The organism is Hydrogenophaga sp. GW101-3F08 (assembly GCF_059424585.1).
On sequence record NZ_JBWKZP010000004.1, the window covers coordinates 264384 to 289874 of the forward strand.

General features: G+C 67.3%; 25 protein-coding genes. 6 read left to right on the top strand and 19 right to left on the bottom strand.

Translation table 11 applies throughout. The features are described 5' to 3' along the window. Genes AC07YZ_RS13375 through AC07YZ_RS13385 form a run of 3 tightly spaced genes read right to left on the bottom strand, consistent with a single transcriptional unit; the run spans position 1 to position 3020 of the window. The gene (locus AC07YZ_RS13375) at positions 1 to 819 is read right to left on the bottom strand and encodes a carbohydrate ABC transporter permease (RefSeq protein ID WP_494795094.1); all 819 of its coding nucleotides are present in this window, start codon (positions 817 to 819) and stop codon (positions 1 to 3) included. Between the two features lie 10 nt (positions 820 to 829). After that, entirely contained in the window at positions 830 to 1726 is an 897-nt protein-coding gene (locus AC07YZ_RS13380) for a carbohydrate ABC transporter permease (RefSeq protein WP_494795095.1), read from the bottom strand. Between the two features lie 19 nt (positions 1727 to 1745). Further along, positions 1746 to 3020 carry an ABC transporter substrate-binding protein gene (locus tag AC07YZ_RS13385; RefSeq protein WP_226491977.1) on the bottom strand — a complete coding sequence of 425 codons (1275 nt, stop codon included), beginning with the start codon at positions 3018 to 3020 and terminating at the stop codon, positions 1746 to 1748. Between the two features lie 359 nt (positions 3021 to 3379). Between AC07YZ_RS13385 and AC07YZ_RS13390 the strand changes: the two genes are divergently transcribed. Beyond that, complete coding sequence (locus tag AC07YZ_RS13390) at positions 3380 to 4402, top strand: LacI family DNA-binding transcriptional regulator (protein WP_226491976.1); 1023 nt, start codon at positions 3380 to 3382, stop codon at positions 4400 to 4402. A 59-nt stretch (positions 4403 to 4461) separates the two neighbouring features. Next, positions 4462 to 4650, top strand: coding sequence for a hypothetical protein (locus AC07YZ_RS13395; protein WP_226491975.1), 189 nt, complete (start codon positions 4462 to 4464; stop codon positions 4648 to 4650). Here the strand turns inward: AC07YZ_RS13395 and AC07YZ_RS13400 are convergent. From AC07YZ_RS13400 to AC07YZ_RS13420, 5 genes are all read right to left on the bottom strand, one after another. Then, positions 4644 to 5147: a DUF6920 family protein gene (locus tag AC07YZ_RS13400; protein WP_494795096.1), complete on the bottom strand. Its 504-nt coding sequence runs from the start codon at positions 5145 to 5147 to the stop codon at positions 4644 to 4646. The two genes, AC07YZ_RS13395 and AC07YZ_RS13400, sit on opposite strands and share 7 nt — an antisense overlap. A 44-nt stretch (positions 5148 to 5191) precedes the next feature. Further along, positions 5192 to 6157: an alpha/beta fold hydrolase gene (locus AC07YZ_RS13405; RefSeq protein ID WP_494795097.1), complete on the bottom strand. Its 966-nt coding sequence runs from the start codon at positions 6155 to 6157 to the stop codon at positions 5192 to 5194. A gap of 19 nt (positions 6158 to 6176) precedes the next feature. Continuing rightward, positions 6177 to 7286 (bottom strand): Acg family FMN-binding oxidoreductase, encoded by a 1110-nt coding sequence (locus AC07YZ_RS13410; protein ID WP_494795098.1) that lies wholly within the window; start codon positions 7284 to 7286, stop codon positions 6177 to 6179. A gap of 145 nt (positions 7287 to 7431) precedes the next feature. Next, on the bottom strand, positions 7432 to 7791 hold the full coding sequence (locus AC07YZ_RS13415) for a group I truncated hemoglobin (protein WP_226491971.1): 360 nt from the start codon (positions 7789 to 7791) through the stop codon (positions 7432 to 7434). Positions 7792 to 7806: 15 nt separating this feature from the next. Beyond that, positions 7807 to 8010 carry a hypothetical protein gene (locus tag AC07YZ_RS13420; RefSeq protein ID WP_226491970.1) on the bottom strand — a complete coding sequence of 68 codons (204 nt, stop codon included), beginning with the start codon at positions 8008 to 8010 and terminating at the stop codon, positions 7807 to 7809. Between the two features lie 133 nt (positions 8011 to 8143). On the opposite strand from AC07YZ_RS13420, the gene AC07YZ_RS13425 reads away from it, so the two are divergent. Beyond that, positions 8144 to 11341 carry an ATP-binding protein gene (locus AC07YZ_RS13425; RefSeq protein WP_494795099.1) on the top strand — a complete coding sequence of 1066 codons (3198 nt, stop codon included), beginning with the start codon at positions 8144 to 8146 and terminating at the stop codon, positions 11339 to 11341. Between the two features lie 74 nt (positions 11342 to 11415). On the opposite strand, the gene AC07YZ_RS13430 is transcribed toward AC07YZ_RS13425, so the two are convergent. The 5 genes from AC07YZ_RS13430 to AC07YZ_RS13450 form a co-directional block, all read right to left on the bottom strand. Beyond that, positions 11416 to 11940, bottom strand: coding sequence for a DUF2894 domain-containing protein (locus tag AC07YZ_RS13430; protein ID WP_494795100.1), 525 nt, complete (start codon positions 11938 to 11940; stop codon positions 11416 to 11418). Further along, positions 11937 to 12635, bottom strand: coding sequence for an OmpA family protein (locus AC07YZ_RS13435; protein ID WP_226491967.1), 699 nt, complete (start codon positions 12633 to 12635; stop codon positions 11937 to 11939). Before AC07YZ_RS13435 ends, AC07YZ_RS13430 begins: the two co-directional genes overlap by 4 nt. A gap of 64 nt (positions 12636 to 12699) precedes the next feature. Next, positions 12700 to 14961, bottom strand: a complete 2262-nt coding sequence (locus AC07YZ_RS13440; RefSeq protein WP_494795101.1) for a DUF802 domain-containing protein — start codon at positions 14959 to 14961, stop codon at positions 12700 to 12702. A 269-nt stretch (positions 14962 to 15230) separates the two neighbouring features. Then, positions 15231 to 15920 (bottom strand): DUF3348 family protein, encoded by a 690-nt coding sequence (locus AC07YZ_RS13445; protein WP_226491965.1) that lies wholly within the window; start codon positions 15918 to 15920, stop codon positions 15231 to 15233. A gap of 285 nt (positions 15921 to 16205) precedes the next feature. Then, on the bottom strand, positions 16206 to 17516 hold the full coding sequence (locus AC07YZ_RS13450; RefSeq protein WP_494795102.1) for a glycerate kinase type-2 family protein: 1311 nt from the start codon (positions 17514 to 17516) through the stop codon (positions 16206 to 16208). Between the two features lie 83 nt (positions 17517 to 17599). Here AC07YZ_RS13450 and AC07YZ_RS13455 point away from each other — a divergent pair, with 83 nt between their 5' ends. Further along, positions 17600 to 19048: an 8-oxoguanine deaminase gene (locus AC07YZ_RS13455; RefSeq protein ID WP_494795103.1), complete on the top strand. Its 1449-nt coding sequence runs from the start codon at positions 17600 to 17602 to the stop codon at positions 19046 to 19048. A gap of 139 nt (positions 19049 to 19187) precedes the next feature. Here the strand turns inward: AC07YZ_RS13455 and AC07YZ_RS13460 are convergent, their stop codons facing one another. Together AC07YZ_RS13460 and AC07YZ_RS13465 are read right to left on the bottom strand one after the other, a co-directional pair. Then, positions 19188 to 19469, bottom strand: a complete 282-nt coding sequence (locus tag AC07YZ_RS13460) for a hypothetical protein (protein WP_494795104.1) — start codon at positions 19467 to 19469, stop codon at positions 19188 to 19190. A gap of 73 nt (positions 19470 to 19542) precedes the next feature. Beyond that, on the bottom strand, positions 19543 to 20007 hold the full coding sequence (locus AC07YZ_RS13465) for an Lrp/AsnC family transcriptional regulator (protein ID WP_226491961.1): 465 nt from the start codon (positions 20005 to 20007) through the stop codon (positions 19543 to 19545). Between the two features lie 70 nt (positions 20008 to 20077). Between AC07YZ_RS13465 and AC07YZ_RS13470 the strand changes: the two genes are divergently transcribed. Next, entirely contained in the window at positions 20078 to 21043 is a 966-nt protein-coding gene (locus tag AC07YZ_RS13470; protein ID WP_494795105.1) for an EamA family transporter, read from the top strand. Between the two features lie 280 nt (positions 21044 to 21323). Next, entirely contained in the window at positions 21324 to 22241 is a 918-nt protein-coding gene (locus tag AC07YZ_RS13475; protein WP_494795106.1) for an amino acid ABC transporter substrate-binding protein, read from the top strand. A gap of 7 nt (positions 22242 to 22248) precedes the next feature. Here AC07YZ_RS13475 and AC07YZ_RS13480 read toward each other — a convergent pair whose 3' ends face one another. The 4 genes from AC07YZ_RS13480 to AC07YZ_RS13495 all read right to left on the bottom strand — a co-directional run bounded on the left by AC07YZ_RS13480 (position 22249) and on the right by AC07YZ_RS13495 (position 25480). Further along, positions 22249 to 22977 (bottom strand): amino acid ABC transporter ATP-binding protein, encoded by a 729-nt coding sequence (locus AC07YZ_RS13480; protein ID WP_226494682.1) that lies wholly within the window; start codon positions 22975 to 22977, stop codon positions 22249 to 22251. A gap of 64 nt (positions 22978 to 23041) precedes the next feature. Further along, on the bottom strand, positions 23042 to 23734 hold the full coding sequence (locus AC07YZ_RS13485) for an amino acid ABC transporter permease (RefSeq protein ID WP_226491958.1): 693 nt from the start codon (positions 23732 to 23734) through the stop codon (positions 23042 to 23044). An 18-nt stretch (positions 23735 to 23752) separates the two neighbouring features. Beyond that, complete coding sequence (locus AC07YZ_RS13490; protein WP_226491957.1) at positions 23753 to 24505, bottom strand: amino acid ABC transporter permease; 753 nt, start codon at positions 24503 to 24505, stop codon at positions 23753 to 23755. 78 nt (positions 24506 to 24583) lie between these two features. Next, positions 24584 to 25480: an amino acid ABC transporter substrate-binding protein gene (locus AC07YZ_RS13495; RefSeq protein ID WP_226491956.1), complete on the bottom strand. Its 897-nt coding sequence runs from the start codon at positions 25478 to 25480 to the stop codon at positions 24584 to 24586. Positions 25481 to 25491: the final 11 nt, after the last annotated feature.

Below are 25491 nucleotides of genomic sequence, written 5' to 3' on the forward strand. Positions count from 1 at the left end.
TTATTTGACGGAGCCCAGCATGCCCTGTACGAACTGCCGTTGCATTGCAAAAAACACCACGAGGGTGGGCAAGGTGGCGAGCACGGCGGCGACCATGATCACGCCGAAGTCCGGGAAGTAGGCTGAGCCCAGCGAGGACAACACCAGGGTGATGGTCTTGAGCTCTGTCGACTGCAGCACGATGAGGGGCCAGAGGAAGTTGTTCCACGCCGTCATGAAAATGATGACGAAAGCCGCCGCGTAGGTGGAGCGCATCACCGGCATGTAGACGAACAGAAAGATCTGCCACTCCTTGAGGCCATCCAGCCGCGCGGCCTCGCGCAGCTCGGACGGGAAGGCCTTGGTGCTCTGGCGGAAGTAGAAAACGATGTAGGCCGAGGCCAACGCGGGCAGGATGACGCCCATGTGCGTGTCCAGCAGGTCGAACTGCGCCATCAGGATGAACAGCGGAATCATCAGTGCGGCAAACGGAATCATCAGCGTGAGCAGCAGGCCGTTGTAGACGCGTTCGCGGGCTTTGGAGCTGAACACTTCAAAGCCATAGCCGGCCATGGACGAGATCATCAGCGTGGCGAAGCCGCCCAGGAGGGCGATCTTTCCGGAGTTCCAGAAGATCTGAGCCATGTCGAAGGTCTCGTTGAGCTTGGCCACGTTGTCCAACAGGGCTGTGCCCAGCGAAAACTTGCCCTTGGTCACGTCCACCGACGTGTTGGTGGCACCAATCACCATCCATGCAAAGGGGAAGAGTGAGAGAAAGGCCATCACCCCCAGAAAGAGGTAGACGCCGGCCATGCGAAATTTTTCAGTCCAGTTGGTCATCCTGTGTTCCTCACTTTCGCTCTCGGGCGGCATAGAACTGGATGGACGCCAGCAGGGCCACCAGCAGCACGATGACGTAAGACACCGTGGCGGCGTAGCCGAAGTTGGGCACAAACTTGAACGACAGGTTGTAGATGTAGAGCGAGAGCGTGAGCGTGCTGTCGGACACCACGCCGCTGACGGAGGTGATGTTCATGGGCTCGTCAAACAGCTGCAGCGTGCCGATGGTGGAGGTGACCGTGGTGAACAGGATCACCGGCTTGAGCATGGGGATGGTGATGGAGACAAAACGGCGGTAGGCCGAGATGCCGTCAATGCGGGCGGCTTCGTAGATCGACTTGTCGATGTTCTGCATGGCCGCCAGATAAAAGATCATGTTGTAGCCGGTCCAGCGCCAGGTGATGGCGGTGATGATGACCACCTTGGACCAGAACGGATCGTTGAGCCAGGGGATGGGCTGGTCAATCAACCCCAGCCACGCCAGCGCATGGTTGATAAGGCCGTCGTACGAAAACATGCTCTTGAACAGCACCGAATACGCCACCAGCGAGGTCACACACGGCAAAAACACGGCCGTGCGCAACAGCCCGCGAAAGCGCAGGTTCGGCATGTTCAGGCAGCTCGCCATGACCAGGGCCAGCACGATCATGAGCGGCACCTGGATGATCAGGAAGATAAAAGTGTTCTGCAGCGCCCGAAGAAAGATCGGGTCGCTGGCCAGACGCACCATGTTGCCGGTGCCTACGAATTCGATGACGGTCCCCTGCCCGGCGTGCAGGGACATCCACAGCGACTTGGCAATCGGGTAGGCCATGAAGACCCCGATCAGCGCCAGCGCGGTGGACACAAAGAGCCAGCCGTTGACGTCGTAAAAACGCCGGTAGCTGGTCGCAGGCGTGGGCCCCATGGTGGTCTTCCGGTTCGGCTTATTTGACTTGCGAGGCGAGCTGGTTGTGGATGTTCTCCAGCACCTTGTCCACCGGCATGCCCTGGGCCAGGCCCTGCAGCTGGGCGGCCACGGCGGCGTCACCCTCGTAGGTGTACATGCCATAGTTCACGGAAGGCACCTTGCCCATCCAGTCGCTGAACTTCTGCCACACCTTGTCGCCGCCAAAGAAAGCATCGCCTTCAGAGTAGGCTTTGCCACTGCGGGAAGCCAGCAGCGAACCCACGGCGCCGCGGGACTGCAGGATGGTCTGGTAGAAATCCACATCCTTGGCGTAGATCTCATTCAGGAAGTCGGCCGCCGCGGCCTTCTCCTTGCCGCTGGACAGCACATACCAGCTGGAGCCGCCCAGATTGGAGGCGTTCACTGCGCCCGGCAGGTCCAAACGGGGCGTGGGTGCCACGGCCCATTTGCCGGATTGGCTGGCTTCGGCCTTGACCGAGCCGGTGATCCACACGCCGGTGGTGATGGATGCCACATCACCCTTGTTCAAAGCGCCCACCCACTCGCCCCAACCGGAGGTGGGCTTGTAGATGCCGGTCTTGAGGAACTTGGCCTGTGTTTCCAGGGCGGCCCTGAGCGCGGGGTTGCTCTTGATGTCGAGTTTGCCGTCTTTGTCAAAGTACCAACGGCCGGCACCCTGCATCATCACGCGGATGAGGCCACCGTCCTGCGGGTCCATGGCAAACATCTTCTTGCCGGTCTTGGCTTCAACCTGCTTGCCAATTTCGATGAAGCGGTCCCAGGTGATGTTCTGCATGTCCTTGTCGCTGAAGCCGGCCTGCTTGATCAGATCGGTGCGGTAGTACATGCCGGTGGTGCCGGTGTCAAAAGGCAGGCCGTAGGCCTTGCCGCCCATGGTCATGAGGTTGACCTTGTAGTTGGCAAAACCCTTGTAGTCCACCTTGCCGGACAAGGATTCGAACGCGCCGGGGAATGAGCGCAGGTACTTGGGTGCGTTGTAGTCTTCCACCAGCACGATGTCGGGCAGGTTTTTGGTCACGCCGGAGGCCAGGGTGGTCTGCAGCTTCTGCTCCAGATCGGCCTTGGCCATGTCGACGATCTTGAAGGTCACGCCGGGGTGCTTGGCGGTGTAGCGCTTCGCGGCCTCTTGCATGATGGCGATGTTGAAGTTGGGGTCCCAGGCCCAGATGGTGACTTCACCCGCGTGGGCGGCGTGGCTGGCCATCAGGCCGAAGGTGCTGAGGGCCAGGCCGATCATGGCGCTGAGGGTGCTGCGTTTCGCGAAATTCATGGTTTGTTTTCCTGTCTCTGTGTCAATGAATAGGTGGCAAGTGGCGGCCGGTAGAACATGGCACGCTTGGCTTGTTGTCTCCGGTAAACGAGTGATGACGGTGGTGCGACGGGCATCCTTTCCAAAATTTAAGCGGTTAAATTTCAAGCCGACTCAGGCCCGCGTTTGCTGACTGACCAAGAGAGCGACATCCCGGAAGCTCCTCTGAAATACCTTAAAGATTAAAATTTAAGCGGTTAAATTCAGCCATTTTTGGAGTATATCTACGGGTGCAGACAAATAAACCGCGTCCTAGGGTAAGTCCCAGGGTTCAAAAAAACGCATCAATTGATGCCAATTCACATGAAGTTGCAGCGCACATGGCCACCCTGAGTGAAGTCGCCCGCCTGGCCGGTGTCACCACCGCCACCGTCTCCAATGTGCTGCGCAACACGCAGAAGGTGAAGCCTGCCACCGTGCAAAAGGTGCAGGAAGCCATCGCCGCCACCGGCTACCGGCCCAACCTGATGGCACGCGCGCTGGCCGAGGGCAAGTCGTCCATGGTGGCGCTGGTGCTGCCCGACATCAACAATCCGTTTTACCCCGAGTTCGTGCGCGTGGCCGAGCGCGTGGCGCGGCACCGCAACTACTTCCTGATGGTGTGCAACACCGACGAGCGCCCCGACATTGGCCGCGCCTACCTGCACCAGATCGCCGGCACGCTGGCCGACGGCGTGCTGGTGCTGCACACCGGTATCAGTGCCGACGATATCAACGCGCTGAAAACGCGCCGCTCCCCCATCGTGCTGGCGTCCGAAGAAAAGGTGGACCTGGCCGACCAGATCCCGCATGTGGTGGTGAACTTCCACCGCGCTGGTGAGATTGCCGGCCAGCACCTGCTGACGCTGGGCCACCGGCGCATTGGCGTGATTGTGGGTTGCGGCCTGGAAGGCATGCAGGTCGGGCGGCTCGAAGGTTTTCGCGATGCGCTGCACGCGGCTGGCGTGGCGCTGCCGGACGCGGTCATCCGCAACGTGAGTGACACCGTGGCCGGGGGCCACGACGCGGCGGTGTCGCTGCTGGAGCAGCACCCCGATCTCACCGCCATTTTTTGCACCAACGACTTGATGGCCTATGGCGCCTCGCAGGCGCTGGCCGACCGGGGCATCCGCATTCCGCAAGACATCTCGCTCATCGGTATCACCGACATCCAGCTGGCCAAGGACATGCGGCCCGCGCTCACCACGGTGGCTCTGGGCATCGAGCAGGTGGCCACCATCTCCATCAACCTGCTGCTGGACCTGATAGAAAACCCGACGCACGAGCCCACCATCGTGCAGGTGCCCGACCCGGTGCTGGTGGTGCGCACCTCCACCGGCCCGGCGCGCAGCGCCGCCGCCTGACCGGGCCGCTGTAGCACCAGGCGAGCACGCTGAGCGACGTTCTCGTTTTCGGCGGCCATGTGTTGTGGAACGACCTTCTGGTCCACGGCCTGATCGACGAACTGCATCTCTTGATCTTCGAGAGCGGCGCGATCCTGCTCCATCTTGGCGAGCGCAGCGTCGCGTCAATGCCTGCTGATTCCGTCCCCAGCACCACGCCGAGGGTGCGCAACACGAGCATGTGGGAATTGAGCGGGCCGGATCAATAGGGCGCCCATTCGTAGCTCAGTGAGCGGATCGTTCCACGCCAATAGGGCTTGCACCCACCCTCTTCGGACGGCAGCAGCCAGGCCACTTCACCCGACAGGGGGACTCGCATGCCTTCGCGCAGCTGGTGGTTCGACCAGCGGCCTTCCCACACGAAACCCGCCCGCCGCGTCACCACACGCTGGCGGGAGCTGAACGGCGTCCAGTTGTCAACGGTCTCACCCAGGTTGAAGGTGCCGGTGTGTTCCACCGTGACCGCGGCGACGATGGGCGCGCCGTCGGGCATCGTGGCCCGGAAGTAGCGCTGCACCACCGGTGGCAAACCCTCGAGCTCTCGCGCATCGAAGCGCGCAGGGCTCGGTGCCACACGGCCGGCCTCCAGCCGGTCCACCAGAGACTGGGTCAGGCCACGCCATTTCCACGCGCCCCACGCGATGAGCGCGGCGAATGCCAGGACCACGACCAAAACCGTGGCCAGTGCGATCTTCAGGAGTCCCATGTCCGTTCTCCGCTGGAAGGTCTAGTGAAAGGTTTTGGCCGGACTCATGGCCAGTGGGCCGATCTCAGCAGCGCCAGCACGGCATCGCGCACGGTGTCGTCGTGCCCCACCAGCAAATGGCCACCCTGCTCAAAACCGAGAAACCTCGCACCAGCGATCTGGCTGGCCGTGTACTCGGCGGGAGCGTAGGTGCCAAACCCATCGTCACGCGCGCTCACCACGAGCGTGGGCGCCTGGATGGACGCCAGCGCATACGGCTGGAGCCCTTTGCCCAGCCTGGTATCGTCGCGCAACCCGGTGGCCCGGGCCGACACCGGCAGGATGCGATCGGCCAGATCGTTCACGCGCGCGCGCTCGGTTTCGCTGGCCGCGGCCACCTGCTCGGGCGGCGTGGCCAGCACGTGGCGGACCAGCTGATCGCGGGCCAGCTGCAGGCCGGCCCAGAACAGGAAGTCCGAGCCCAGCAGGCGCAGCAGCAGCGCGTCTTTGCGGTCGGAAACGGGCGGTGCCGCGGCCGCGACCTCGCCAGGCTTCCAGGCAATCGGCACCACCAGCACCAGCGCACTCACGCGGTCCGGGTGGCGGATGGCGGTCTGCATGGCCGACGGGCCACCCGCCGACACGCCCATCACCGCCGCGCGCTGGAGCCCCAGCGCATCGAGCAGGCACACATGCGCATCGGCCTGCGCCTCGGGCGAGGCGTCGGCCGGCCGGGGCGTGCGCAGATAGCCAAAACGCGACATCGCGATCACCCGCACACCGTGTTGTGTGAACGGTCGCGCCCACGCCATGCCCTGGTCGTGGCCGCCTCCGCTGCCGTGGATCACCAGCAGCGGAATGCCTTGCCCCGCCTGCTGCACCTCGATGGGGCCGCAGCGGGTGTTCACCACCTCGCTGCCCGTGGCCGACAACGCGCTGGCCCGCCCGATGTCCTGCCGGAAGCGCCAGCCGGTCCACAGGACCGCGACCAGCAGGCTCAAGACGACGATGCTCCAAGCAGTCGCTTTCATGGTCCTCCCGGCGCTGCACTCACACCAGCACAGCCTGCACCGGGCGGCGCAGCGAGGGCGGCAAGGTGGGCCCGCGTCCGAACCGGATCACCAAGTCCGGCCGCCGGTTGCCTAAGCCGATGGCGTTCGCGAACGGGGGACGCAACGCCGCGAGTTCGACCGGCATGTTGACGTGGGCGTTGCGCACACCCATGACGGTACCCTGCAGCGCGAAGCGCTCATAGGCCCGGCCCACCTCCACCCAATGGGCCTTGTCTTCCTTGGCGGCCACGAACACCGCGACACCAGCCGAGCTGTGCAACTGCCGGGTGTACTTCTCGTTTTCCGACTTGGCCGTGACCACGAAGTCGAACAGCAGCTGGCCCAGCCAGGACGGCAGCGTGGGGTTGCCCGACGATTTTCCGAACAGCCCGTCGCCCTGCGCCACCGCGTCCGAGGCACTGAAGCGGATCCAGGACTTCAACTCCTTGACGAACGCCCTGTCGTTCAGCTGTGCGGTGTTGCCCTGCACGACGAAATCCAGCACCCGGTCCATGGCGGTCTTCTCGGTGAGCAGGAGCAGGCGCACCCGGTCGTTGCTGCCGGCACGTTCGAGCAGGCCCAGGTCCTGGGCGCTCAGGGCTTCGCCGTCGTATTCGCCACGCGTGCACTGGCGTTCGGGTATCGCCTTGAACCACGAGGTGACGACGGCGGGCGTGGGTGACAGGTTGACGACCACCGCGTCGCGCGTCGCATCGAAATGAACCTCGCTGGCCAGACCCAGCGCCAGCCCCGCCTGCACCAGGTTCTCGGCGGCACAGCCCAGCGACACGTAGAGGTGGTGGTCGTCCGGGTCCACCACAGGGCATCGGCGTGAAAGGTCGGGCAGGATGGTGACGCTCTGTCCGCCCAGCGCGAACTTCCAGCACTGCGTGTTGTGGCTCGACGGTGCCAGGGTCGCGTAGCGCACCAACTCCTGACTCAGCGCAGCGCCCGACAGACCCTGCAAAGGCCCCGCACGCCAGATGCGCGCCTTCGCCGCTTCGTAAGACTCCGCGGCCCAGGCCGAGGGGCTCGCTCCGAACGTGGCAGCGCCCCCAAGCACCCCTGGCGTGCTCGCCAGCAACGCCCGGCGTGTCAACTTGTTCATCATCGTTCCCCCAAAGCGTGTTGCCTGCTTCGCCCAGCCCTGCCGGGTCGGCTTGCTCACCATTTTGGGGTTGCACGGCCCAAATCCGTTGATTCACATCAAGCGAGTCGCCGCCGAGTGCCGCTGGCGTCCGGCCATGTGCTGCTCAGACCCGCAGCACGTCGCCCTTCAACGAGTAGAGGATCGCCACCACCTCGTTGATTTCGGTGCCGCCGACCCCCTGGCCCTGCATGGCGGCCACAAAGTCATCGATGGTGGCGATCAATTCCTGCTCGCTGATGTTCATCCCGGCATGCGCGGTGCGCAGATCGCGGCCCTCGTAGTGCTGAGGTCCGCCCGCGCCCATGCAGAAGAACTGCGCACCCATCCGTTTCGCGTGGGCCAGGTCCTTGCCGCTGAAGCGGGGGGCCAGCAGTGGGTTGACGGCGTGGCGATCAACCGCGTCGTCAACGATGGCGGTGATCCCCTCGGACTCGCCGAGTCTTTGGTAAAGCGATGGCGTCATGGTGGTCTCCTGGTTTCATTGCTGCCGGATCAACCACGAGTCGTACTCGATGGATCCCGGGTCCGGGGCGGCGTCGCCGAGCGCCTGGTGCGGCTCCGCGAGCGCCTGGTCGATGGCCGAGTCGAGGCGGGCGAACGCATCGGGCGTCAACATCGCGGGCAGCGTCAGCGTCGCTGTGCCGTAGGGGGGAATCAGGATGGAAATCTGTTGCGTGGTCATGGTGCACTCCTGTTGGATGTCGCGGGTCTTGGGCAACCCGCGGACCACAGCATCGCCATCCGGTGTTCCTGAAACGTTCCCGGCCGCCGAGGGCATTGCGCTTGCCGGCCGGGCGCCGCACACTTGACCCACCATGGTTCTGTCCCACGCCATCGAAGAATCCGAGCCGGCCAGTCACCTCGAAATCCGCCTGTTGGGTGGGTTCTCAGTGTCGATCGACGGCGCCGAGCTCGCTCCCGAGCGATGGCCCAGCCTGCGCTCGGCCCAGCTGGTGCAACTGCTGAGCCTGGCGCCGCAGCGGCGCCTGACACGCGACCGTGTCGTCGACGCGCTGTGGCCGCAACTGGAGCCCGACGCCGGCGCAGCGAACCTGCGCAAGGCCGCCCACCACGCCCGGCAGGCCCTCGGCCGGCACGACGGTGTGGTGTTGCACGGCGGCGAGGTGGTGCTGTGGGCCCATGGCCGGGTTGCCGTCGACGTCGACCGCTTCGAGCTACTCGCGCAGGCGGCGCTCGCCGGCGGGGAGTGCGAGGCTTGCGCACAGGCGGTCGACGCCTACGCCGGCGACCTGCTGCCGGGCTCGACCTACGAAGCCTGGGCCGAACCGGCACGCGAACGGCTGCACGCACGTTTCATCGCGCTGCTTCGGGCCAGCGCTCAGTGGGAGCGCCTGGCCCGGGTCGAGCCCACCGATGAGCCCGCCCACCGCGAACTGATGGCGCGCGAGTTCGCGGCCGGCAACCGGGCGGCCGCCGTGCGCTGGTACGCACACCTGCGCGAGGCGCTCGAACGGGAACTCGGCGTCGCACCCGGTCGCGACACCGAGACCCTGTACGAGCAATGTGTCGCGGGCCTGCAGCCAGCGGGTCCGGCCACCATCGGGCGGGCGTTGCTCCGTGCCCAGGCCGTGGCCTGGCTGGGAATGAGCGCCACCGAACGGCCCGGCGGTATCGTGCTGCGCGGCCCCGCCGGCATCGGCAAGACCGCTTTCTGCCGCGAACTCGGTGCGCTGGCCCGGGAGCGCGGCTGGAAGGTCGTTCCCGTGGACGCCGCACAGCCCGGACGCACCTATGCGGTGATCGCTGCCTTGACCGAACGGCTGGTCGTGTCCGACCGCGGCATGCTCGACCGCATCGGCGCACCGGCGCGCTCGGTGCTGGCCCAGCTCAGCCCACTCGCGGCGCCCGCCGCCGCCCTGGCCGGTCCGCTGGGGCGGCACCAGGTGATCGGCGCGCTCAGACGTCTGCTGCTGGCCGCCTCGGGTGGTGGCGAGGTCATGGTGCTGGTGGACGACGCACACCTGATCGACGACGCCGACGCCGACGTGTTGATGCACCTGGCCTGCGCCGGTCCACCGGTGTGCGTGGTGCTGGCAACGCGCGCTCCCGCGCTGGGGTCGGCGCTCGCCCGCGGCGTGTCGCGCCTGGTCGGCAGCGGCGTCATGCAGGCCCTCGATCTTGAGCCGCTGGACGAGGACGAGGCCCGTCGGCTCGTGGTCCAGGCAGCACCGTGTCCCTTGTCCGAACAGAATGTGTCGCACATCGTTCGCGTGGCCGAGGGCAACCCGTTTGCCGCGATCGAGCTGGCGCGCTGCGCAGAATCCTCCGGCGCGAGCCTGCCCCGCAACGTCGCCGAAGCCATCCTGGCCCGTCTGTGCGATGTGCCCGACGCGGCGCTGGCGTCGCTGAAGTGGATGGCCCTGGCCGGCGACGCCTTCGACCCCACCACGGCCGCAGCCCTGACACCAGACACCGAGGCACATGCGTTTGCGGCGCTGGACCTTGCGCTGGCCGCGGGCGTGCTGGTGCTGGCTGGCACGGGCTACCGGTTTCGGCACGACCTGGTGCGCCAGGTCCTGATCGAGCAGATCCCGCCGCATCAGCGATTGAAGATGCACCGCCAGGCGGCGCAGCGCCTGAGCGAACTCGACGCCGCGCCGGCCCTCGTGGCACGCCACTGGCTCGACGGCGGCAACCCGCGCGATGCCGTGCCTTGCCTGCTTGCAGCGGCGCGCGATGCGGTGCGGCTGGCCGCCTTCAGTGACGCGCTGCGTCATCTGGAGCCCGTGCTGGCCTTCGAGGCCGGGCATGCCGAGGCGCTGCGTTTGCGCGCGGAGGCGCTGGACGCCATGGGAGACCCGGCGGCGGTGGCCGCCTACAGAACGGCCGCCCTCGCAGCCGACGAGCCGATGTCGCACAACCTGCGTGCCAAGGGTGCCCTGGCGCTGATCAAGCAGGGCGACCCGAAGGGCGCGCTCGAAGAGCTGGTGGGCGTCAGGCCGAACAGCGTGGACGGACGGCTGTGCGAGGCGCTGACCTACAGCGGTGCCGCGGCCCTGGGCGCGGCCGACCCGGCCATGGGCACGCGCAAGGCGGCCGAGGCCAGACGACTCGCCTTGCAGACCGGTGATGTCTCGGCCATCGTGACGGCCTCGTGGGCCCAGGCGGCGGCGGCGCACGCCCGCGGGGAACTGCACCAAAGCGTCTGGGCCGATCTGCAGGACACCCGCCAACTGCCGCACCTGGCCATGCGCGTGTTCGACGGGCAGCTCTGCATCCTGCAGCGCTTCCTTTACGGGGCACGGCCCTATCCCGAGGTCATTGCCTTTGCAGAAAAGCTGGCTGCCGAAGCCGTCCGGATCGGTGCCGCGCGTGGGCACGCTTTTGGCGTCACCTTGCGCGGCGAGGCCGAACTGCTGGCCGGCGATCTTTCCGCGGCCGAGGAGCACCTGACACTGGGCGTGCGCCTGCACCATGCCATCGGCGGCGCGACCGGCGAGGCGTTTTCGATGCAGCGGCTGGCCGAGGTCGCGATGTACCGCGGGCGGCACGACAACGCCCGTGCCCTGATCGACGAGGCGCTGGATCTGGCGCGGCAGACCGACATCGGGTTTCACCTGCTGGACCGGATCTACGGGACGCGCATCCGCCTTGCCCGCAACCCGACCGCCGCGCTGCATGCGCTGGAGGATGCCCGCGAGGCTGTGCGCGGCCCGCTGGAGACCTGCCCCGGTTGCCGCATCACGTTCGCGGTGCCGGCGGCGATCGCCGCGGCGCGTGCGAAGCGCCTCGATCTGGCCGAGGCGTACGCCGGCCAGACGGCCTATCTGGCGGACGTGGTGATGCGCTTGCCGGCCTGGCACGCGGCGCACGATGAGGTGCTCGGTCACATGGCGGTCGCTCGCGGCGAGGGCGCGCACGTGGCCGCCGCGCGCTTTGCAAGCGCCGCTGCGCGCTTCCGTGGCGCCGGCCACCCGATCGATGCGCTGCGCTGCGAGCGGCTTGCGGTGGCTGCCGAATCGGGCGAAGCACAAGGCGTTGACGCGGCTTGAACGTTTGGCGGTTTCGCCGGCGCTGTGTCGCACGCGTCTCGGTGGCATGCAACTGGCCACGGCTTTGCCCGCGTTCAACCCTTCTGCCGACCCACCTTCACAGCCTTGCCCTTGCCCGCCGGCGCCTTGAGCTGCCCCTGCGCCTGCTCCAGCCAGAGCAGGGTTTCGGTGTGCGAAAGGAAGCGCCGCAGGTAGTGCGGCGAGAGCTCGCGCATGAGGCCGAGGGTGCGCAGCACGAGCATGTGGGAGTTGAGCGGGCCGGCGTTTTCGGGGGCGCGGTGCGTGGCCTGCACCACGGCTGCTTCGGCGCCCAGGCGTTCCCAGGTTTCGCGGAAGCGCTGGGCGCTGCGGAGTTCGGGCCACTTGTCGCCGTTTGATCTGCTTCCGGCCGCTGCGGCTTGGCTGGCCTGGGCGATGTGGGCGTTGAGGGCTGCCAAGGGGGAAGGTGCCGCCCGCTGCGCTGGGATTACCCTTTCCCCCTCTGGGGGAAGGTTGGGATGGGGGCTGCGCTCCGGCGATGCACTCGAAGGCGCGCCCCCACCCCTGCCCTCCCCCAGAGGGGGAGGGAGAAGATCAGGGCCGGTGGGCTGGGTGTTCATGGCTTGGCGGTGGCAGCCGTTGCAGGCTGCGAAAGCGCGGCCGTGCTGGCCGTGGGCGCGGCGCGGGGCACGGGGGCCATTTCCACGCGGCGGTTCAGGGCGCGGCCTTGTTCGTCGGCGTTGCTGGCCACGGGTTGCTCGGCGCCAAAGGCGGCGCTGAACACGCGCTGGCGCGGCATGCCTTCTTTGACGAGGGTACGCGTGACGGTGAGCGCGCGCTGGGCCGATAGCTCCAGGTTGTCTTCGAAGCGTTGGTTCGGGCCTTTGACGATGGGCTTGTCGTCGGTGAAGCCGCTCACCATGAGCATCTCGTCGCGCTCGCCGAGGTACACCTCCAGCGGCGGCACCAGGCTTTTCAGCAGTTGCTGACCTTCGGGGCGCAGTTGGTCGGAGTTGAAGTCGAACAGCACGCTGCCACTGATGCCGATGCGGCCGTTGTTGAGCGTGACGCGGCCGCTCTGCAGCGGAATGGCGAGCGCTTTTTCCAGCGCCATGCGGCGGGCTTCTTCCTGCTGGCGTTTGGCGATCTCGGACTGCAGGTTGGCCATCAGGTCCATCTGCACCAGCAGCACGCCGATCAGGATGAGCACGAACGCGCCGACCACGCCGGACATGAGGTCACCGAACACGGCCCAGACGGGCGCGGTCTCACCGAGGCCGTCGTCGATGGCGGTGTCGTCCACGCTGCTGCTCATCGGACGACCCTCCGTGCTGCGCACTGCGGGGCTGAGCGCCTTCGGAACGGCCGGGCGGCGCTCATCACGCGGCTCCTTGAACGGCGGGTGCGGCTGGCGCAGCTTTGGCGACGGCAGGTTTGTTGGCACGCAGCAGGCGCATGTCTTCCACGATGCCCTGCTGCGCGCTGATGCTGAGGTCGATCACCTCGCGCGCCTGCGCCACGTAGTAGGCGAGCTGTTCGTCGCTGCGCGCCATGTGCTGGCCGATGGCACCTTCCACGCGCTGCAGGCCGTCGACGAGCTTTTCGTTCGTGCTGCTGAACCGCTCGACGCCCTGCTGGAAGGCCTGGCCCAGGGCGGCGAGTTCGGCGGCGCTGGTGGCCATTTGCGCGGTCTGCTCGTCGGCCCTGCCAGCCTGGGCGCCCAGGGTCTGCGCGAACTGGGCGCCGGTCTGGTTGAGCACGGTGGTGGCCGACGCGACCAACGATTCGATGGCAGCGCGCTGCTCGCCGGTGGTCTGCTGCACGTTCTGCAGCAGGCTGCTGATGTGGGCCACCAGCTCGGTGCGCTCTTGCAGGGCGAGGTTGTCGCGTTCGGTGAGGCGGCTCATTTCGCCGCGCAACTGGCCAATGACTTCGGCCGCGGCCTTGGGCGCCTCGGACGCCGTTTCGAGAAGACGCGACATGGGTGCTTCGAGCGAGGTGCCGAGCGTGGCCAGGTGCTCGGTGACGGCGACCTGCAGCTCGCCCAGGCGCTGCACCGCGGCCTGGCCGCGCGCGGCTTCTTCGCTGCGCAGGGTTTGCAGGTGAGTGCTTTCGTCTGTGCGCAACGCGCTGAGTTCGCTGCGCCACAGGGCGGCCAAATCGTCCATGCGCTGGCCGTGTTGTTGCGTCCACAACGCTTCGGCCTCGGTGCGGGCCAACACCAGCGCTTCGCTCTGCGCCAGCAGGCGGGCCACGCTGTCCATGCTGCGCGTGGCCTGCTCGATGGCGCTGTGCTGGATGGCGTTGGCGGTCTGCTCCAGCGTCTGGCAGACGGCCTGCTGCTGTGCGAGGTGGTGCTCGCCCACCTGCTGCCACTCGGCCTGCAAACTGCTGGCCATGCCTTGCAGCGCGGCCGTCCAGGCGGCTTGCTTCTGCGCTTCGGCCTGGGCCTGCTCGTTGTGCTGCTGCGCCGTGGCCTGCTGCACGTTGGACAGCAGCTGGGCGGCACGGGTTTCGAAGCTGGTGTTGAACTCGGCCAGATCCTGGCCCAGACCGCTCACCAACTGCTCGTTGGTGCGGGCGTGGTTCTGCAGCGCGCTGGCCCAGCCTTCGGCCACACTGCCGGTGGTGGCGGCGAACTGGGTGGAGAGGCCGGTCAGCTGCGTCTGCACAGCGGCGCTCACGCGCTCGTGCAGGCGGGTGGACTCTTGCGCGATGGCGGCCATGGCGCTTTCCACCACGGGCTGGATGCTCTCGCCCGCCATCCGCGCGCTGGACGACAGGCTCTCGCTCAGCGCCTGCGCCACCGACTGGCCCAGGCCCGTGTACGCGGCGGCGGCTTCGCGGTGGAACTGGTCCTGCCGCGCGCTGAGCTGTTGATCGAGCTGCTGGTGGCGGCGCTCGACCTGCTCCATCAGCGCCTGCAGCTGGGTGACGACCTGGGGCAGCGCGTCGGCCTGGCGTTGCAGGGCGGCGAAGGTGTGATCGCGGTTCTCTGCGGCGATGAAGGCGGCGGTGAAGGGGCGCAGCGCGCCAGCGGTGTGCTGCTCCAGCGCGCGGGCCACGTCCAGACGCTCGCGGCGGGCGATGGCCGACATGAGGCCCAACATGGCCGAGCTGGCCACGCCGGCCACCGAGGTGCCGAAGGAGATGCCCAGGCCCTTGATGGGCGCGGCCAGCGCGCCGCGGATGGCGCCCAGATCGGCCGAACCTTCGAGGGCGAACACGGCGCCCTTGAAGGTGACCACCATGCCGAGGAAGGTGCCGAGCATGCCGAGCATGACCAGCAGGCCGATGAGGTAGGGCGTGAGCGCCAGGCCGGGCAGCGCGCCGCGCCCGCTCTCGACGCGCTGGCGCACGGCGTTTTGCAGCGGCGCTGGCACGCGGGCCAGCCATTCGGCCAGGCTGCCCAGCGGCTGCGGGATGTGGGCGAACGCCTGGGCCAGACCGGTGGAGGCGCTGCGGAAGCGGTGGATTTCCTGCGCGCCCACCAGGTAGGCGACGGCGATGGCCACCGTCATGCCCAGGGCAAGCCAGCTGGCGGTGCCGACGAAGCCGACGCCGACCCAGGCGATGGCGAACAGGCCGAGCAGGAAGGCGCCTGTGAGCAGGGCGCGGCTGGAGAAGGAAGAAGAAGGCATGGCTGGTGTTTTCAAAGGCTCAGATTCGGTGTTGGGCGTTGGCCTGGCGCTTTGGGCGGGGGGAGAGCCCCTCACCCCAGCCCTCTCCCCAGAGGGGCGAGGGAGTGAAGGCACGGTGCGCCGCTGGGTGGGCGTCGAAGGAGTGGTTCATAAGTCTGATCAGGCGCTCAAAGGAAGGGCAGCCTCATCAGCGGATGCCGAAGGTCCGGCTTTGCCGGCCCGAAGGCATCGTCCCCCGGGGGGAAGACGCGAAGCGGCGCAGGGGGAGCTCATATATCCATTGCCTCGATCATTCCGACGACCGGTTGCAAACGGTGGTCCAGCTCGGCGAGCAGGGTCTGCTCCAGCTCGGTGTTGAAGCCCTGCAACCAACGCAGGTCATGCGGGGTGTCGGACGCGGCGGCGGTCTGGCGCAGCGCCATGAACCGCGCTCGGAGGAAATTGGGCAGGTTGTTCAGCAAGCGCTGCTCGCGCCCGCCCAGCATTTCGCCCAGCGCAGCGTCCAGCGCGGCGAGCTGGGCCAGGCGGGGCGCGCCTTGGGCCAGGGTCTGGCGCACGTGGCCGCGCAGCGCGTCCACGCTCATTTCCATGCGGCGCTGCTGGTCCTGGTAGCGCTGGAGGCAGAAGGCGAACTCGGTGTCGAGGTCGTCCGGGTCGGGCCGGTGGCGCGTGTCGCGCGTGGTGATGGACTGGCTGAGCACGGCGCGCACGCGCTCCAGCTCGCCCTGCAGCGTGGCGGCGGTGGCGGCCGGCTGGCCGGGTGCGCGGGCGGCCTGCCGGCCGGCAGCGGCGATGGCCGCGTGCGCCGAACTCAGGCCGATGGCGTCGGCCACGTTGAGCCACTGCCCCAGGCGCTCGGCCACGTCCTGCCGCGCCGCGTCGCCGGGCGCCGGCGCGCCGGCGGGCAAAAAGCCCGCGAGCTGGCGCACCAGGCCTGAACGATGGAGGTTGCTGCGCAAGAAATACCTTCCTTCGCGCCCCAACGGGGCGCCATCCACATCATGAAATGGGTTGAGGCGCGGGCCACGGGGCCTGCACCGGCACTGACCTGGTTCGGGCCGCTGGCAGCGGCACCTGGGCGGTGGCCCGAACGGGGCCTCAAACGCCTGTCGGTGGGGGTTTTGCGTGCCTGGGCACGCATTGCCGGACCGGGTCCGTCCTCTGGGACGGTCCGGGCGGCAGGACGACATTAGAAACGATTCGGGCGCCGGGTTTGTAACCGGCGGTCCGGGCCGGGTTCGGATTCAGACCACCAGCACGGCCCGGAAATCGTTCACGTTGGTGTGGGTGGGACCGGTGATGACCAGGTCGCCCAGCGGCTCGAAATAGCCGTAGGCGTCGTTGCGGGCCAAGTGGTCGGTGATCTTCAGGCCCAGCGCGGCGGCGCGGGCCAGCGTGTCGGGCGTGACCAGCGCCCCGGCGTTGTCTTCCACGCCGTCGATGCCGTCGGTGTCGGCGGCGAGTGCCCACACACCGGCCTGCCCGCCCAGCGCCTGGGCCAGGCCGAGACAGAACTCGCCGGCACGCCCGCCCCGGCCTTTCTTCTGGCCTTCGGCGCGGGGGCGCACGGTGACGGTGGTTTCGCCGCCGCTGAGGATGACGCAGGGTTTGGCGAAGCTGCTGCGGCCCAGCGCCGTGGAGCGCGCCAGCGCCGCGTGCACCTTGCCGACTTCGCGCGACTCGCCTTCGATCTCGTCGCTGAGCACGACCACGTTCAGGCCGAGCGCGCGGGCCTCGTCGGCGGCGGCGTCCAGGCTTTGTTGGGGGGTGGCGATCAGGTGCGTTTCAAGGCCAGCGAGCGCGGCGTCACCCGGCTTGGGCGTTTCGAGCGCGCCGCCCTCCAACCGCTGCTGCACAGCGGGCGGCACCTCGATGGCGTAGCGGCGCAGGATGTCCAGCGCCTCGGCGCAGGTGGACGCGTCGGCCACGGTGGGGCCGCTGGCGATCACGCTCACGTCGTCGCCCGGCACGTCGCTGATGGTGAGCGTGACCACGCGGGCCGGCGCGCAGGCCGCAGCGAGGCGCCCGCCCTTGATGCGCGAGAGGTGCTTGCGCACGGTGTTCATCTCGCCGATGTGTGCGCCGCTCTCCAGCAGCTGGCGGTTGATGCGCTGCTTGTCTTCGAGCGTGAGGCCGTCGCAGGGCATGGTCAGCAACGACGAGCCACCGCCGGAGATGAGGCACAACACGAGGTCGTCTTTGGTCAACCCCTCGGTCAGCTTCAGGATGCGCTGCGCGGCTTCGAGCCCCGCCGCGTCGGGCACGGGGTGCGAGGCTTCGACCACCTCGATGCGCTGCGGCAGGCCCTCGGGGCGCGGCGGCGTGTGGTGGTAGCGCGTGACGACCAGGCCCGAGAGCGGCGCGTCGGCCGGCCACAGCGCCTCCACCGCCTGCGCCATCGCACCGCCGGCCTTGCCCGCGCCGAGCACCAGGGTGCGGCCCTTGGGTGGGGGTGGCAGGTGGGCGGCGGTGTTGTGCAGCGGCAGGGCGCGCTGCACGGCCACGTGGTACAGGTGGCGCAGCAGGGCGCGGGGGTTCTGGGTGCTGTGCTTCATGGGTAGGGCCGGGCTGGGTTGAACGGGCTGGGTTGAGAATGGCAACTGCCGCCATTGTCGCCACACTCCCCCACGCTCACGCCATGCCCAGCCTGCTGATCCACCACGCCACCTGCATCGCCTGCCTCGACCACGCCGACCCGGCGCAGGGCCGCGAGCTGGCGGACGCGTCCCTCTTCGTGCGCGACAACGTCATCGAATGGATCGGCCCCGCCGCCGAGCTGCCACCCGCGCTGCGCGACGAGGCCATTGACACCATAGACGCGCGCGGCCACCTCGTCATGCCCGGGCTGGTGAACACGCACCACCACATGTTCCAGTCACTCACGCGGGCAGTTCCCGGCGTGCAGGACGCCGAGCTCTTCGGCTGGCTGCGCGGGCTGTACCCGATCTGGGCCGGGCTCACGCCACAGATGGTGCAGGTCTCGACCCAGGTGGCGATGGCCGAACTGCTGCTGTCGGGCTGTACCACCAGCAGCGACCACCTGTATATCTACCCCAACGGTGTGCGGCTGGAAGACAGCATCGAGGCGGCGCAACGCATCGGCATGCGTTTCGTGGCCACGCGCGGCAGCATGAGCGTGGGCCAGAGCGCGGGCGGCCTGCCGCCGGACCGCGTGGTGGAACAAGAAGACGCGATCCTGAAAGACAGCCAGCGCCTGATCGAGACCTGGCACAGCGCGGCACACGGTGCCATGCTGCAGGTGGCGCTGGCGCCGTGTTCGCCGTTTTCGGTGAGCCCCGATCTGATGCGCCAGAGCGCCCTGCTCGCCCGCAGCTTCAAAGGGCAAGGCGTGCGCCTGCACACCCACTTGGCCGAGAACGACCACGACATCGCCTACAGCCGCGAAACCTTCAACAAGACGCCCGCGCAATACGCGCAGGAGTTGGGCTGGCTGGGCGACGATGTGTGGCACGCGCACTGCGTGAAGCTCGACGACGAAGGCATTTCGCTCTTCGCCGCCAGCCGCACCGGCGTGGCGCACTGCCCCTGCAGCAACATGCGCCTGGCCTCTGGCATCGCGCCGGTCCGTCGCATGCTGAACGCCGGCGTGCCGGTGGGCCTGGGCGTGGACGGCAGCGCCAGCAACGACGCGGCGCACATGGTCAACGAGGCACGACAAGCGATGCTGCTCGCCCGCGTGGGCCGCGCCTTGATGCCGCCCGAAACCCGCGACGGAAAGACCTTCTTCGGCTGCGACCTCGGCCCGGCCGAAATGACCGCGCGCGACGCGCTGCACATCGCCACGCGCGGCGGCGCGCAGGTGCTGGGGCGCCAGGACATCGGCCACCTGGCCGTGGGCATGTGCGCCGACTTCGCCTTGTTCGACCTGCGCACGCTGGGCTTTGCCGGCGGCGCCGTGCACGACCCCGTGGCCAGCCTGCTGCTCTGCGCCAGTCCGCCCGCGGCCTACACCGTGGTCAACGGCCGGGTGGTGGTGCGCGAAGGCCAGCTCACCACCGTCGACCTCGGGCCGTTGGTGGAGCGCCACAACCGGCTGGCGCAGCAACTGGCCGAAGCGGCGCGCTGAAGCAGCATTTCAGCGGCTCCCTCGCACGGAGCGCAACCCGCGACGCCTGAAACGGTCCGGCCGGGGACACCGCCGGGCCGGCTTTGCCGGACGGCTGGTGTCGCCCCCTGGGGGGTAGCGCGAAGCGCTGCGGGGGGGCCTAAACCAACGTGGCCACGAACAGCCACACACACGAGGCCCAACGCAGCGCGGGGCTGCGCTCGGGCGAGCGCCAGAGCGCGGCCACCAGGAACAGGTTGTAGGGCAAGGGCAGGAAATGCAGAAACGCGGCCAGACCGGCCGGGCCGTCCTGCGAGACGATCGCCAGCGCCACGAAGGTGGCCAGCACATTGACCAGGCTGCCCACCAGCAGTGTGTCGCGCCAGAACAGCGTGAGCACCGGCACCTCGCCCCGCCACCGGCGCGCCACGAAGCTCAACACGGTGACCGCCTCCACGCGCACGGGCCGGCGGCGCGCCCGCGCTTCTCGCCGCGCACCGGCGTGCCAACGCGGTTCATGGCAGGCGCAGCGGCCGGTCTTCGAACTCGGTGTTCAGCACCACGGTGCTGGTGGTGCGCGCCACACCGGGGATGGCCTTGATCTTGTAGAGCACTTCTTCCAGCGCGCGGGCATGGGTGGTGCGGATCTTGGCCAGAAAGTCGTATTCGCCGGCCACGCTGTGCAGTTCCAGCACCTCGGGCATCTCGCGCAGCAGCGGCGCTACCTCGCGGCAGTGGATGCCGCCGTCGTTGCGCACGGCCACGAAGGCCGTGAAACGCAGGCCCACGCGGTCCGGGTCGACGCGCAGCGAGAAACGCTCGATCACCCCACGCTCCAGCATCTTCTTCACCCGCTCGTGCACGGCCGCGGTGGACAGGCCCACCTCGGACGCCACGTCGGCGTAAGAACGACGGCTGTCCGCGCCCAAAGCCGTCAAAATTCTTGAGTCAACGTCATCGAGCTGAATATTTGCTTGCATAGCGACCCAATTCTGTTCAAAATCTGGCTCCTGCAATTTTTACCAGAAATTATCTTCCAGGAGCCACAAAATGCCAGCCATTCTCAAGAACCCAGGGCTTGAAGGCCAGACCATGCGCCTGGCCGGCGCCCTGCTGATTGTCTACCTGGTGTGGGGCACCACCTATTTCGCGATCGGCGTGGCGATGCAGAGCCTGCCCCCGCTGCTCATGAATGGCGCGCGTTTCGTGCTGGCGGGCGCGGTGATGCTGGCGTATGCGCGCTGGCAGGGCCAGGCCTGGCCCACGGCGGCGCAATGGCGCGGCAGCGCGCTCATCGGCGCGCTCATGGCCTTCGCCGCCATGGCCCTGGTGGTGCTGGCGCAGCGGCTGGGCATCGGCTCGGGGCTGATGGCCACGGTGGTGACCACCATGCCCATGTGGCTGGCGCTGTGGACGCGCTGGGGCGGCGAGCCGGTGCCGCTGACCAGCTGGATCGGCCTGGTGCTGGGCGCCACCGGCGCGCTGGTGCTGGCCCTGGAGGGCGACTTTTCCAGCACGGTGCTGGGCACGTTGTGCGCCTTCGGCGCACCGCTGGCCTGGAGCCTGGGCTCCTACGCCTCGCGCAAGATGGCCCTGCCCGCGCCCGCCATGGCCTCGGGCGCGCAGTGGCTGGTGGGCGGCCTGCTGGGCTTGCTGGTGGCGGCGCTGTGGGAGCCGGGCGCGCAGCGGTTCCAGTGGAGCCAGGTCACGGCCGCGTCCGGCGCGGCCTGGCTGTATCTGGTGGTGATGGGCACCCTGGTCACGCTCAACGCCTACCTGTGGCTGCTGAAAAACAGCTCGGCCGCGCTGGCCGGCAGCTACTCGTTCGTCAACCCGGTGGTGGCCCTGTGCGTGGGCGTGCTGCTCGGGGGCGAGCAGCTCACCGGCTGGGTGTTCGTGGCGATGCCGCTGATCCTGGTGGCGCTGGCGCTGATCCTGTATGGGCGCGAAGCCTTGGCCTGGGTGGCTGCGCTGCGCCGGCCTTTCAAAGCGAACCGTTCGGCAGCGAAGGCGTGAACACCGCCTGAAAACACCTGCACGCGAAGGGCACCCGATGCCCTTCGCGCATGCGACGGGAACACCCGCGCGGTCCACACGGGCCTGTCTTCCCGCGCGAAAACACCGCCCCACCTGTAGGCCATTGGGGTCGCCGCCCCATCCGCATGTCGCCGCGCAATGCCCAGCGGCCACGGCGCGCCATGCGCGCTCGGCATCACCGGCCGCCAGCGAGAAATTTCGTGCCCCAACTCAGTAGCATGGACCGGGAACCTGTGTGGGTCTTGCGAAAGGATTTCGGATGAATCTGGGCCTGTTTTTCGGCCGCCGTGCGACACAGACCGCGGCGGTGGCCTGTGCACTGGCAGTGGCGCCAACGGCGCAGGCCGACCTGCTCGATGAGATCAGGGCACGCAAGCACATGGTGCTAGCCCACCGCGACGCCTCGATCCCCTTCTCCTACGTGGACGGGCAAGGCCGGGTCATGGGGTATTCCATTGATCTGTGCCACCGGCTGGTGGAGGCCGTGCGGGTGCACCTGGCGCTGCCCACGCTGGACGTGAAGTACCTGCCGGTGAGTTCGAGCACACGCATCACCGCGATCGCACAACGCCAGGCCGACCTGGAGTGTGGCTCCACCACCAACAACGCCGAGCGCCGCAAGCTGGTGGACTACACGGTGGCCCACTTCGTGTCGTCGTCGCGGCTGGTGGTGCGCAAGAGCGCGGGTGTGACGGCCCTGACCGACCTCGCGGGCCAGAAGGTGGTGTCCACCAAAGGCTCCACCAACCTCAAGACCTTGAAGCGCCTGAACGCCGAACAGGCGCTGCGGCTCGACATCCTGGAGGCCGAAGGCCACGCCGAGGGTTTCGCCATGGTGGCCGACGGACGCGCCGCCGCCTTCGCCATGGACGACGTGCTGTTGTACGGCCTCATTGCCACCGCGGAGCGGCCCGGTGACTACGCGGTGGTGGGCAAGGTCATGAGCATCGAGCCCTACGCCATCGTGCTGCCCAAGAACGAGCCGGCCTTCAAGAAGCTCATCAATGACACCATGCGCAAAATCATCCTGGACCGCGAGATCTACCCGCTCTACCAGCGATGGTTCGAGTCGCCCATCCCGCCCCGGGGCACCAACCTGAAGCTGCCCATGCCCTTCTTCCTGCGCGACAGCTTCAAGTACCCCAGCGACCGGGTGGACGACTGGTACAAGGACTGAGGGACTCTCAGTGCTGAAGGATCTTGGAGAGAAAGGCCTGGGCCCGCTCCGAGCGGGGGTTGCCGAAGAATTCGTCTTTCTTCGCGTCCTCGACGATCTCCCCCGCGTCCATGAAGATCACCCGGTCGGCCACCTTCTTGGCGAAGCCCATTTCGTGGGTCACCACCATCATGGTCATGCCCTCCAGGGCCAGTTCCACCATCACGTCCAGCACCTCGTTGATCATCTCCGGGTCGAGGGCCGACGTGGGTTCGTCGAACAGCATGGCGATCGGGTCCATGGACAGCGCGCGTGCAATGGCCACGCGTTGCTGCTGGCCGCCTGATAGCTGGCCGGGAAACTTGTCCTTGTGCGCCAGCAGCCCAACGCGGTCCAGCAGGCGCAGGCCGCGTTCCCGCGCCTCGTCCTCTTTGCGCCCCAACACCTTGACCTGTGCGATGGCCAGATTGCTGGCGATGGACAAATGGGGGAACAGCTCGAAGTTCTGGAACACCATGCCGATGCGCGAGCGCAGCCGGGAAAGGTCGGTCTTGCCGCCGTGCACGCTGTGCCCGTCCACGGTGATCTCGCCCTGTTGAATGGGCTCCAGCGCGTTGACGGTCTTGATCAGGGTGGACTTGCCCGAGCCCGAGGGGCCACAGACGACCACCACCTCGCCCTTGTTCACGTGGGTGCTGCAGTTCTTCAGTGCGTGGAACGGGCCAAACCACTTGTTCACGTCTCGGATTTCAATCATGGCCATGGGGGTCTTTCTTTCAAACGCTTTGTGTGTGCGGTGCGGAGGGGTGCAGATAAGGGGTTCAGCGGATCACGGCCAGGCGGGACTGCAGCTTCTTCACGCCGTAGGAGAGCGTGAGGCAGATGGCGAAATACACCACGGCCACGAAGAGGTACATCTCGACCAGGCGTCCGTCGCGTTGCGCGATCTTGCTGGCCAGCGTGACGAAGTCGGGCAGGGAAATGATGTAGACCAGCGAGACGTCCTGGAACAGCACGATGGTCTGGGTGAAGAGCACGGGCAACATGTTGCGAAACGCCTGGGGCAGGACCACGTGGCCCATGACCTGCCAGTAGTTGAAGCCCAGGGCGTAACCCGCGTTGAGCTGTCCGCGGGGAATGCTCTGGATGCCCGCGCGCATGATCTCGCAGTAGTAACACGCTTCGAACATGACGAAGGTGATGAGCGCGGAGGCAAAGGCCCCCACCCGGATCGGCTGGTTCGACCCGATGATCCAGGCGCCGATGTAGGGCACCAGGAAGTAGAACCAGAAAATCACCAGCACCAGCGGAATGGAGCGCACCAGGTTGACGTAGCCCCCGGCGAACCACGACAGCGGCTTGAAGGAGGACAGCCGCATCATGGCCAGCAAGGTCCCCAGCACGATGCCACCGAGCATCGACAGTGCGGTGACCTCCAGCGTGAAGGCCAGGCCCTGAAAGATCAGGGTGTGCCAGGAGCGGGCGATGGTGTCGAAATCAAAGGTATTGAACATGGCGGTGGATTCCCCGACTCAATGTGTGGCGGCCGCGGGTGTGCGGGTTCCGGTGAATCCCGGTACGGCGAGAAACCGCTCGACCGCTCGCATGCCCAGCACGATCACCAGGTTCATCAGCAGGTAGAGCAGCGTGGCGGCCGTGAAGGCCTCGAACACCTGAAAGCTGAACTCCTGCATCGAACGCGCCTGCGCGGTGAGTTCCATGAGCCCGATGGTCAGGGCCACCGCGCTGTTCTTCATCACGTTCATGAACTCGGACGTCAGCGGCGGCAGGATCAGGCGCACCGCCATGGGCAGCAACACGTGGCGGTAGCTCTGCGACAAGGTCATGCCCAGCGCGGTGGCGGCCATCAGCTGCCCTCGAGGCTGCGACTGGATGCCCGCCTTCACCTGCTCGGCCACGCGCGCCGATGTGAAGAACGCCAGCGCGATCACGGCCGTCCAGAACGACGCGTTGGGCAGCTGCTTGACCCAGGTTCCCCAGGCAACGGGCAGCAGCTCCGGCACGACGAAGAACCACAGGAACATCTGGACCAGCAGGGGCACGTTGCGGAACAGCTCCACATACCCATTGCCCAGCATGACCAGCCACCGGGTGGGCACGGTGCGCAAGGTGCCCACCACCAAACCCAACAGCAACGCGATCACCCAGGCGCTCAGGCCGGTGGCCACGGTCCATCGCAGGCCCTGCAGCAGGGTGGCCATGTAGGTGCCTGTCGCATCGGGCGACAGTTCCCAGAAGATGCCCCAGTTCCAGTTGTAGTTCAAGCGGTGCTCCTCGGCCGGGCGGCCAGGTCATGGTGTGGATGGGCCTGCGCGACCTCGCACAGGCCCTGCGAAAAATGCTCAGCGGTACAGGGCTGGGTCGGGCGAGTCGGTGGGCGCGTTCATCACCTTCTTCATCGCGTCGCTCATGGGAATGTTCAGCTGGATACCGCGCGGGGGAATGGCCGCCATGAACCACTTGTCGTAGATCGCGGTGAGCTGGCCGCCCTTGTAGATCTTGGTCATGGCGTCGTCCACCACTTTCTTGAACGCGGGATCGTCCTTGCGCAACATGATCCCGTAGGGCTCCACCGACAACTGCTCGCTGGAGATGGCGAACTGCCCAGGGTTGCTGTGGTTCGCCACGAGGCCGGCCAGCAGGATGTCGTCCATGACGAAGGCCACGGCGCGTCCGGTGTCCACCATCAGGAAGGCTTCCGCGTGGTCCTTGGCGGCGAGGATGTTGATGCCCAGGTTGCGCGAGGCGTTGAGCTCGGTGAGCTGGCGGATGTTGGTCGTGCCCGAGGTGGAGACCACGGTCTTGCCCTTGAGGTCGTCGAGCTTGCTGAGCTTGTCGGCCTTCTTGGCCACGAAGCGGTTGGCGGTGATGAAGTGCGACATGGTGTACGACACCTGCTTCTGGCGCTCGGCGTTGTTGGTGGTGGAGCCGCACTCGAGGTCAATCGTGCCGTTGGCCATCAACGGGATGCGGGTGGCCGAGGTGACGGGCTGGTAGCTCACCTTCAGAGCCGGCAGCTTGAGTTCGGCCTTCACGGCATCGACCACCTTCAGGCACAGGTCCATGGCGTAGCCGATGGGTTGCTGCTTGTCGTCCAGGTAGGAGAAGGGGATCGACGCGTCCCGGTGGCCCAGCGTGATGGTGCCGCTGGCGCGGATCTTGTCCAGCGTGCCTTCGGCAAAGGCGGTGGTGGCGCACAGGCCCAGGGTCAGCAGGGCTGCAACGTGGCGAGGTTTCATGAAGGACTCCT

Coding starts and splice junctions, on each gene's coding strand:
- AC07YZ_RS13375 (WP_494795094.1), bottom strand. CDS start 819: ATGACCAACTGGACTGAAAAATTTCGCATGGCCGGCGTCTACCTCTTT.
- AC07YZ_RS13380 (WP_494795095.1), bottom strand. CDS start 1,726: ATGGGGCCCACGCCTGCGACCAGCTACCGGCGTTTTTACGACGTCAAC.
- AC07YZ_RS13385 (WP_226491977.1), bottom strand. CDS start 3,020: ATGAATTTCGCGAAACGCAGCACCCTCAGCGCCATGATCGGCCTGGCC.
- AC07YZ_RS13390 (WP_226491976.1), top strand. CDS start 3,380: ATGGCCACCCTGAGTGAAGTCGCCCGCCTGGCCGGTGTCACCACCGCC.
- AC07YZ_RS13400 (WP_494795096.1), bottom strand. CDS start 5,147: ATGGGACTCCTGAAGATCGCACTGGCCACGGTTTTGGTCGTGGTCCTG.
- AC07YZ_RS13405 (WP_494795097.1), bottom strand. CDS start 6,157: ATGAAAGCGACTGCTTGGAGCATCGTCGTCTTGAGCCTGCTGGTCGCG.
- AC07YZ_RS13410 (WP_494795098.1), bottom strand. CDS start 7,286: ATGAACAAGTTGACACGCCGGGCGTTGCTGGCGAGCACGCCAGGGGTG.
- AC07YZ_RS13415 (WP_226491971.1), bottom strand. CDS start 7,791: ATGACGCCATCGCTTTACCAAAGACTCGGCGAGTCCGAGGGGATCACC.
- AC07YZ_RS13420 (WP_226491970.1), bottom strand. CDS start 8,010: ATGACCACGCAACAGATTTCCATCCTGATTCCCCCCTACGGCACAGCG.
- AC07YZ_RS13425 (WP_494795099.1), top strand. CDS start 8,144: ATGGTTCTGTCCCACGCCATCGAAGAATCCGAGCCGGCCAGTCACCTC.
- AC07YZ_RS13430 (WP_494795100.1), bottom strand. CDS start 11,940: ATGAACACCCAGCCCACCGGCCCTGATCTTCTCCCTCCCCCTCTGGGG.
- AC07YZ_RS13435 (WP_226491967.1), bottom strand. CDS start 12,635: ATGAGCAGCAGCGTGGACGACACCGCCATCGACGACGGCCTCGGTGAG.
- AC07YZ_RS13440 (WP_494795101.1), bottom strand. CDS start 14,961: ATGCCTTCTTCTTCCTTCTCCAGCCGCGCCCTGCTCACAGGCGCCTTC.
- AC07YZ_RS13450 (WP_494795102.1), bottom strand. CDS start 17,516: ATGAAGCACAGCACCCAGAACCCCCGCGCCCTGCTGCGCCACCTGTAC.
- AC07YZ_RS13455 (WP_494795103.1), top strand. CDS start 17,600: ATGCCCAGCCTGCTGATCCACCACGCCACCTGCATCGCCTGCCTCGAC.
- AC07YZ_RS13465 (WP_226491961.1), bottom strand. CDS start 20,007: ATGCAAGCAAATATTCAGCTCGATGACGTTGACTCAAGAATTTTGACG.
- AC07YZ_RS13470 (WP_494795105.1), top strand. CDS start 20,078: ATGCCAGCCATTCTCAAGAACCCAGGGCTTGAAGGCCAGACCATGCGC.
- AC07YZ_RS13475 (WP_494795106.1), top strand. CDS start 21,324: ATGAATCTGGGCCTGTTTTTCGGCCGCCGTGCGACACAGACCGCGGCG.
- AC07YZ_RS13480 (WP_226494682.1), bottom strand. CDS start 22,977: ATGATTGAAATCCGAGACGTGAACAAGTGGTTTGGCCCGTTCCACGCA.
- AC07YZ_RS13485 (WP_226491958.1), bottom strand. CDS start 23,734: ATGTTCAATACCTTTGATTTCGACACCATCGCCCGCTCCTGGCACACC.
- AC07YZ_RS13495 (WP_226491956.1), bottom strand. CDS start 25,480: ATGAAACCTCGCCACGTTGCAGCCCTGCTGACCCTGGGCCTGTGCGCC.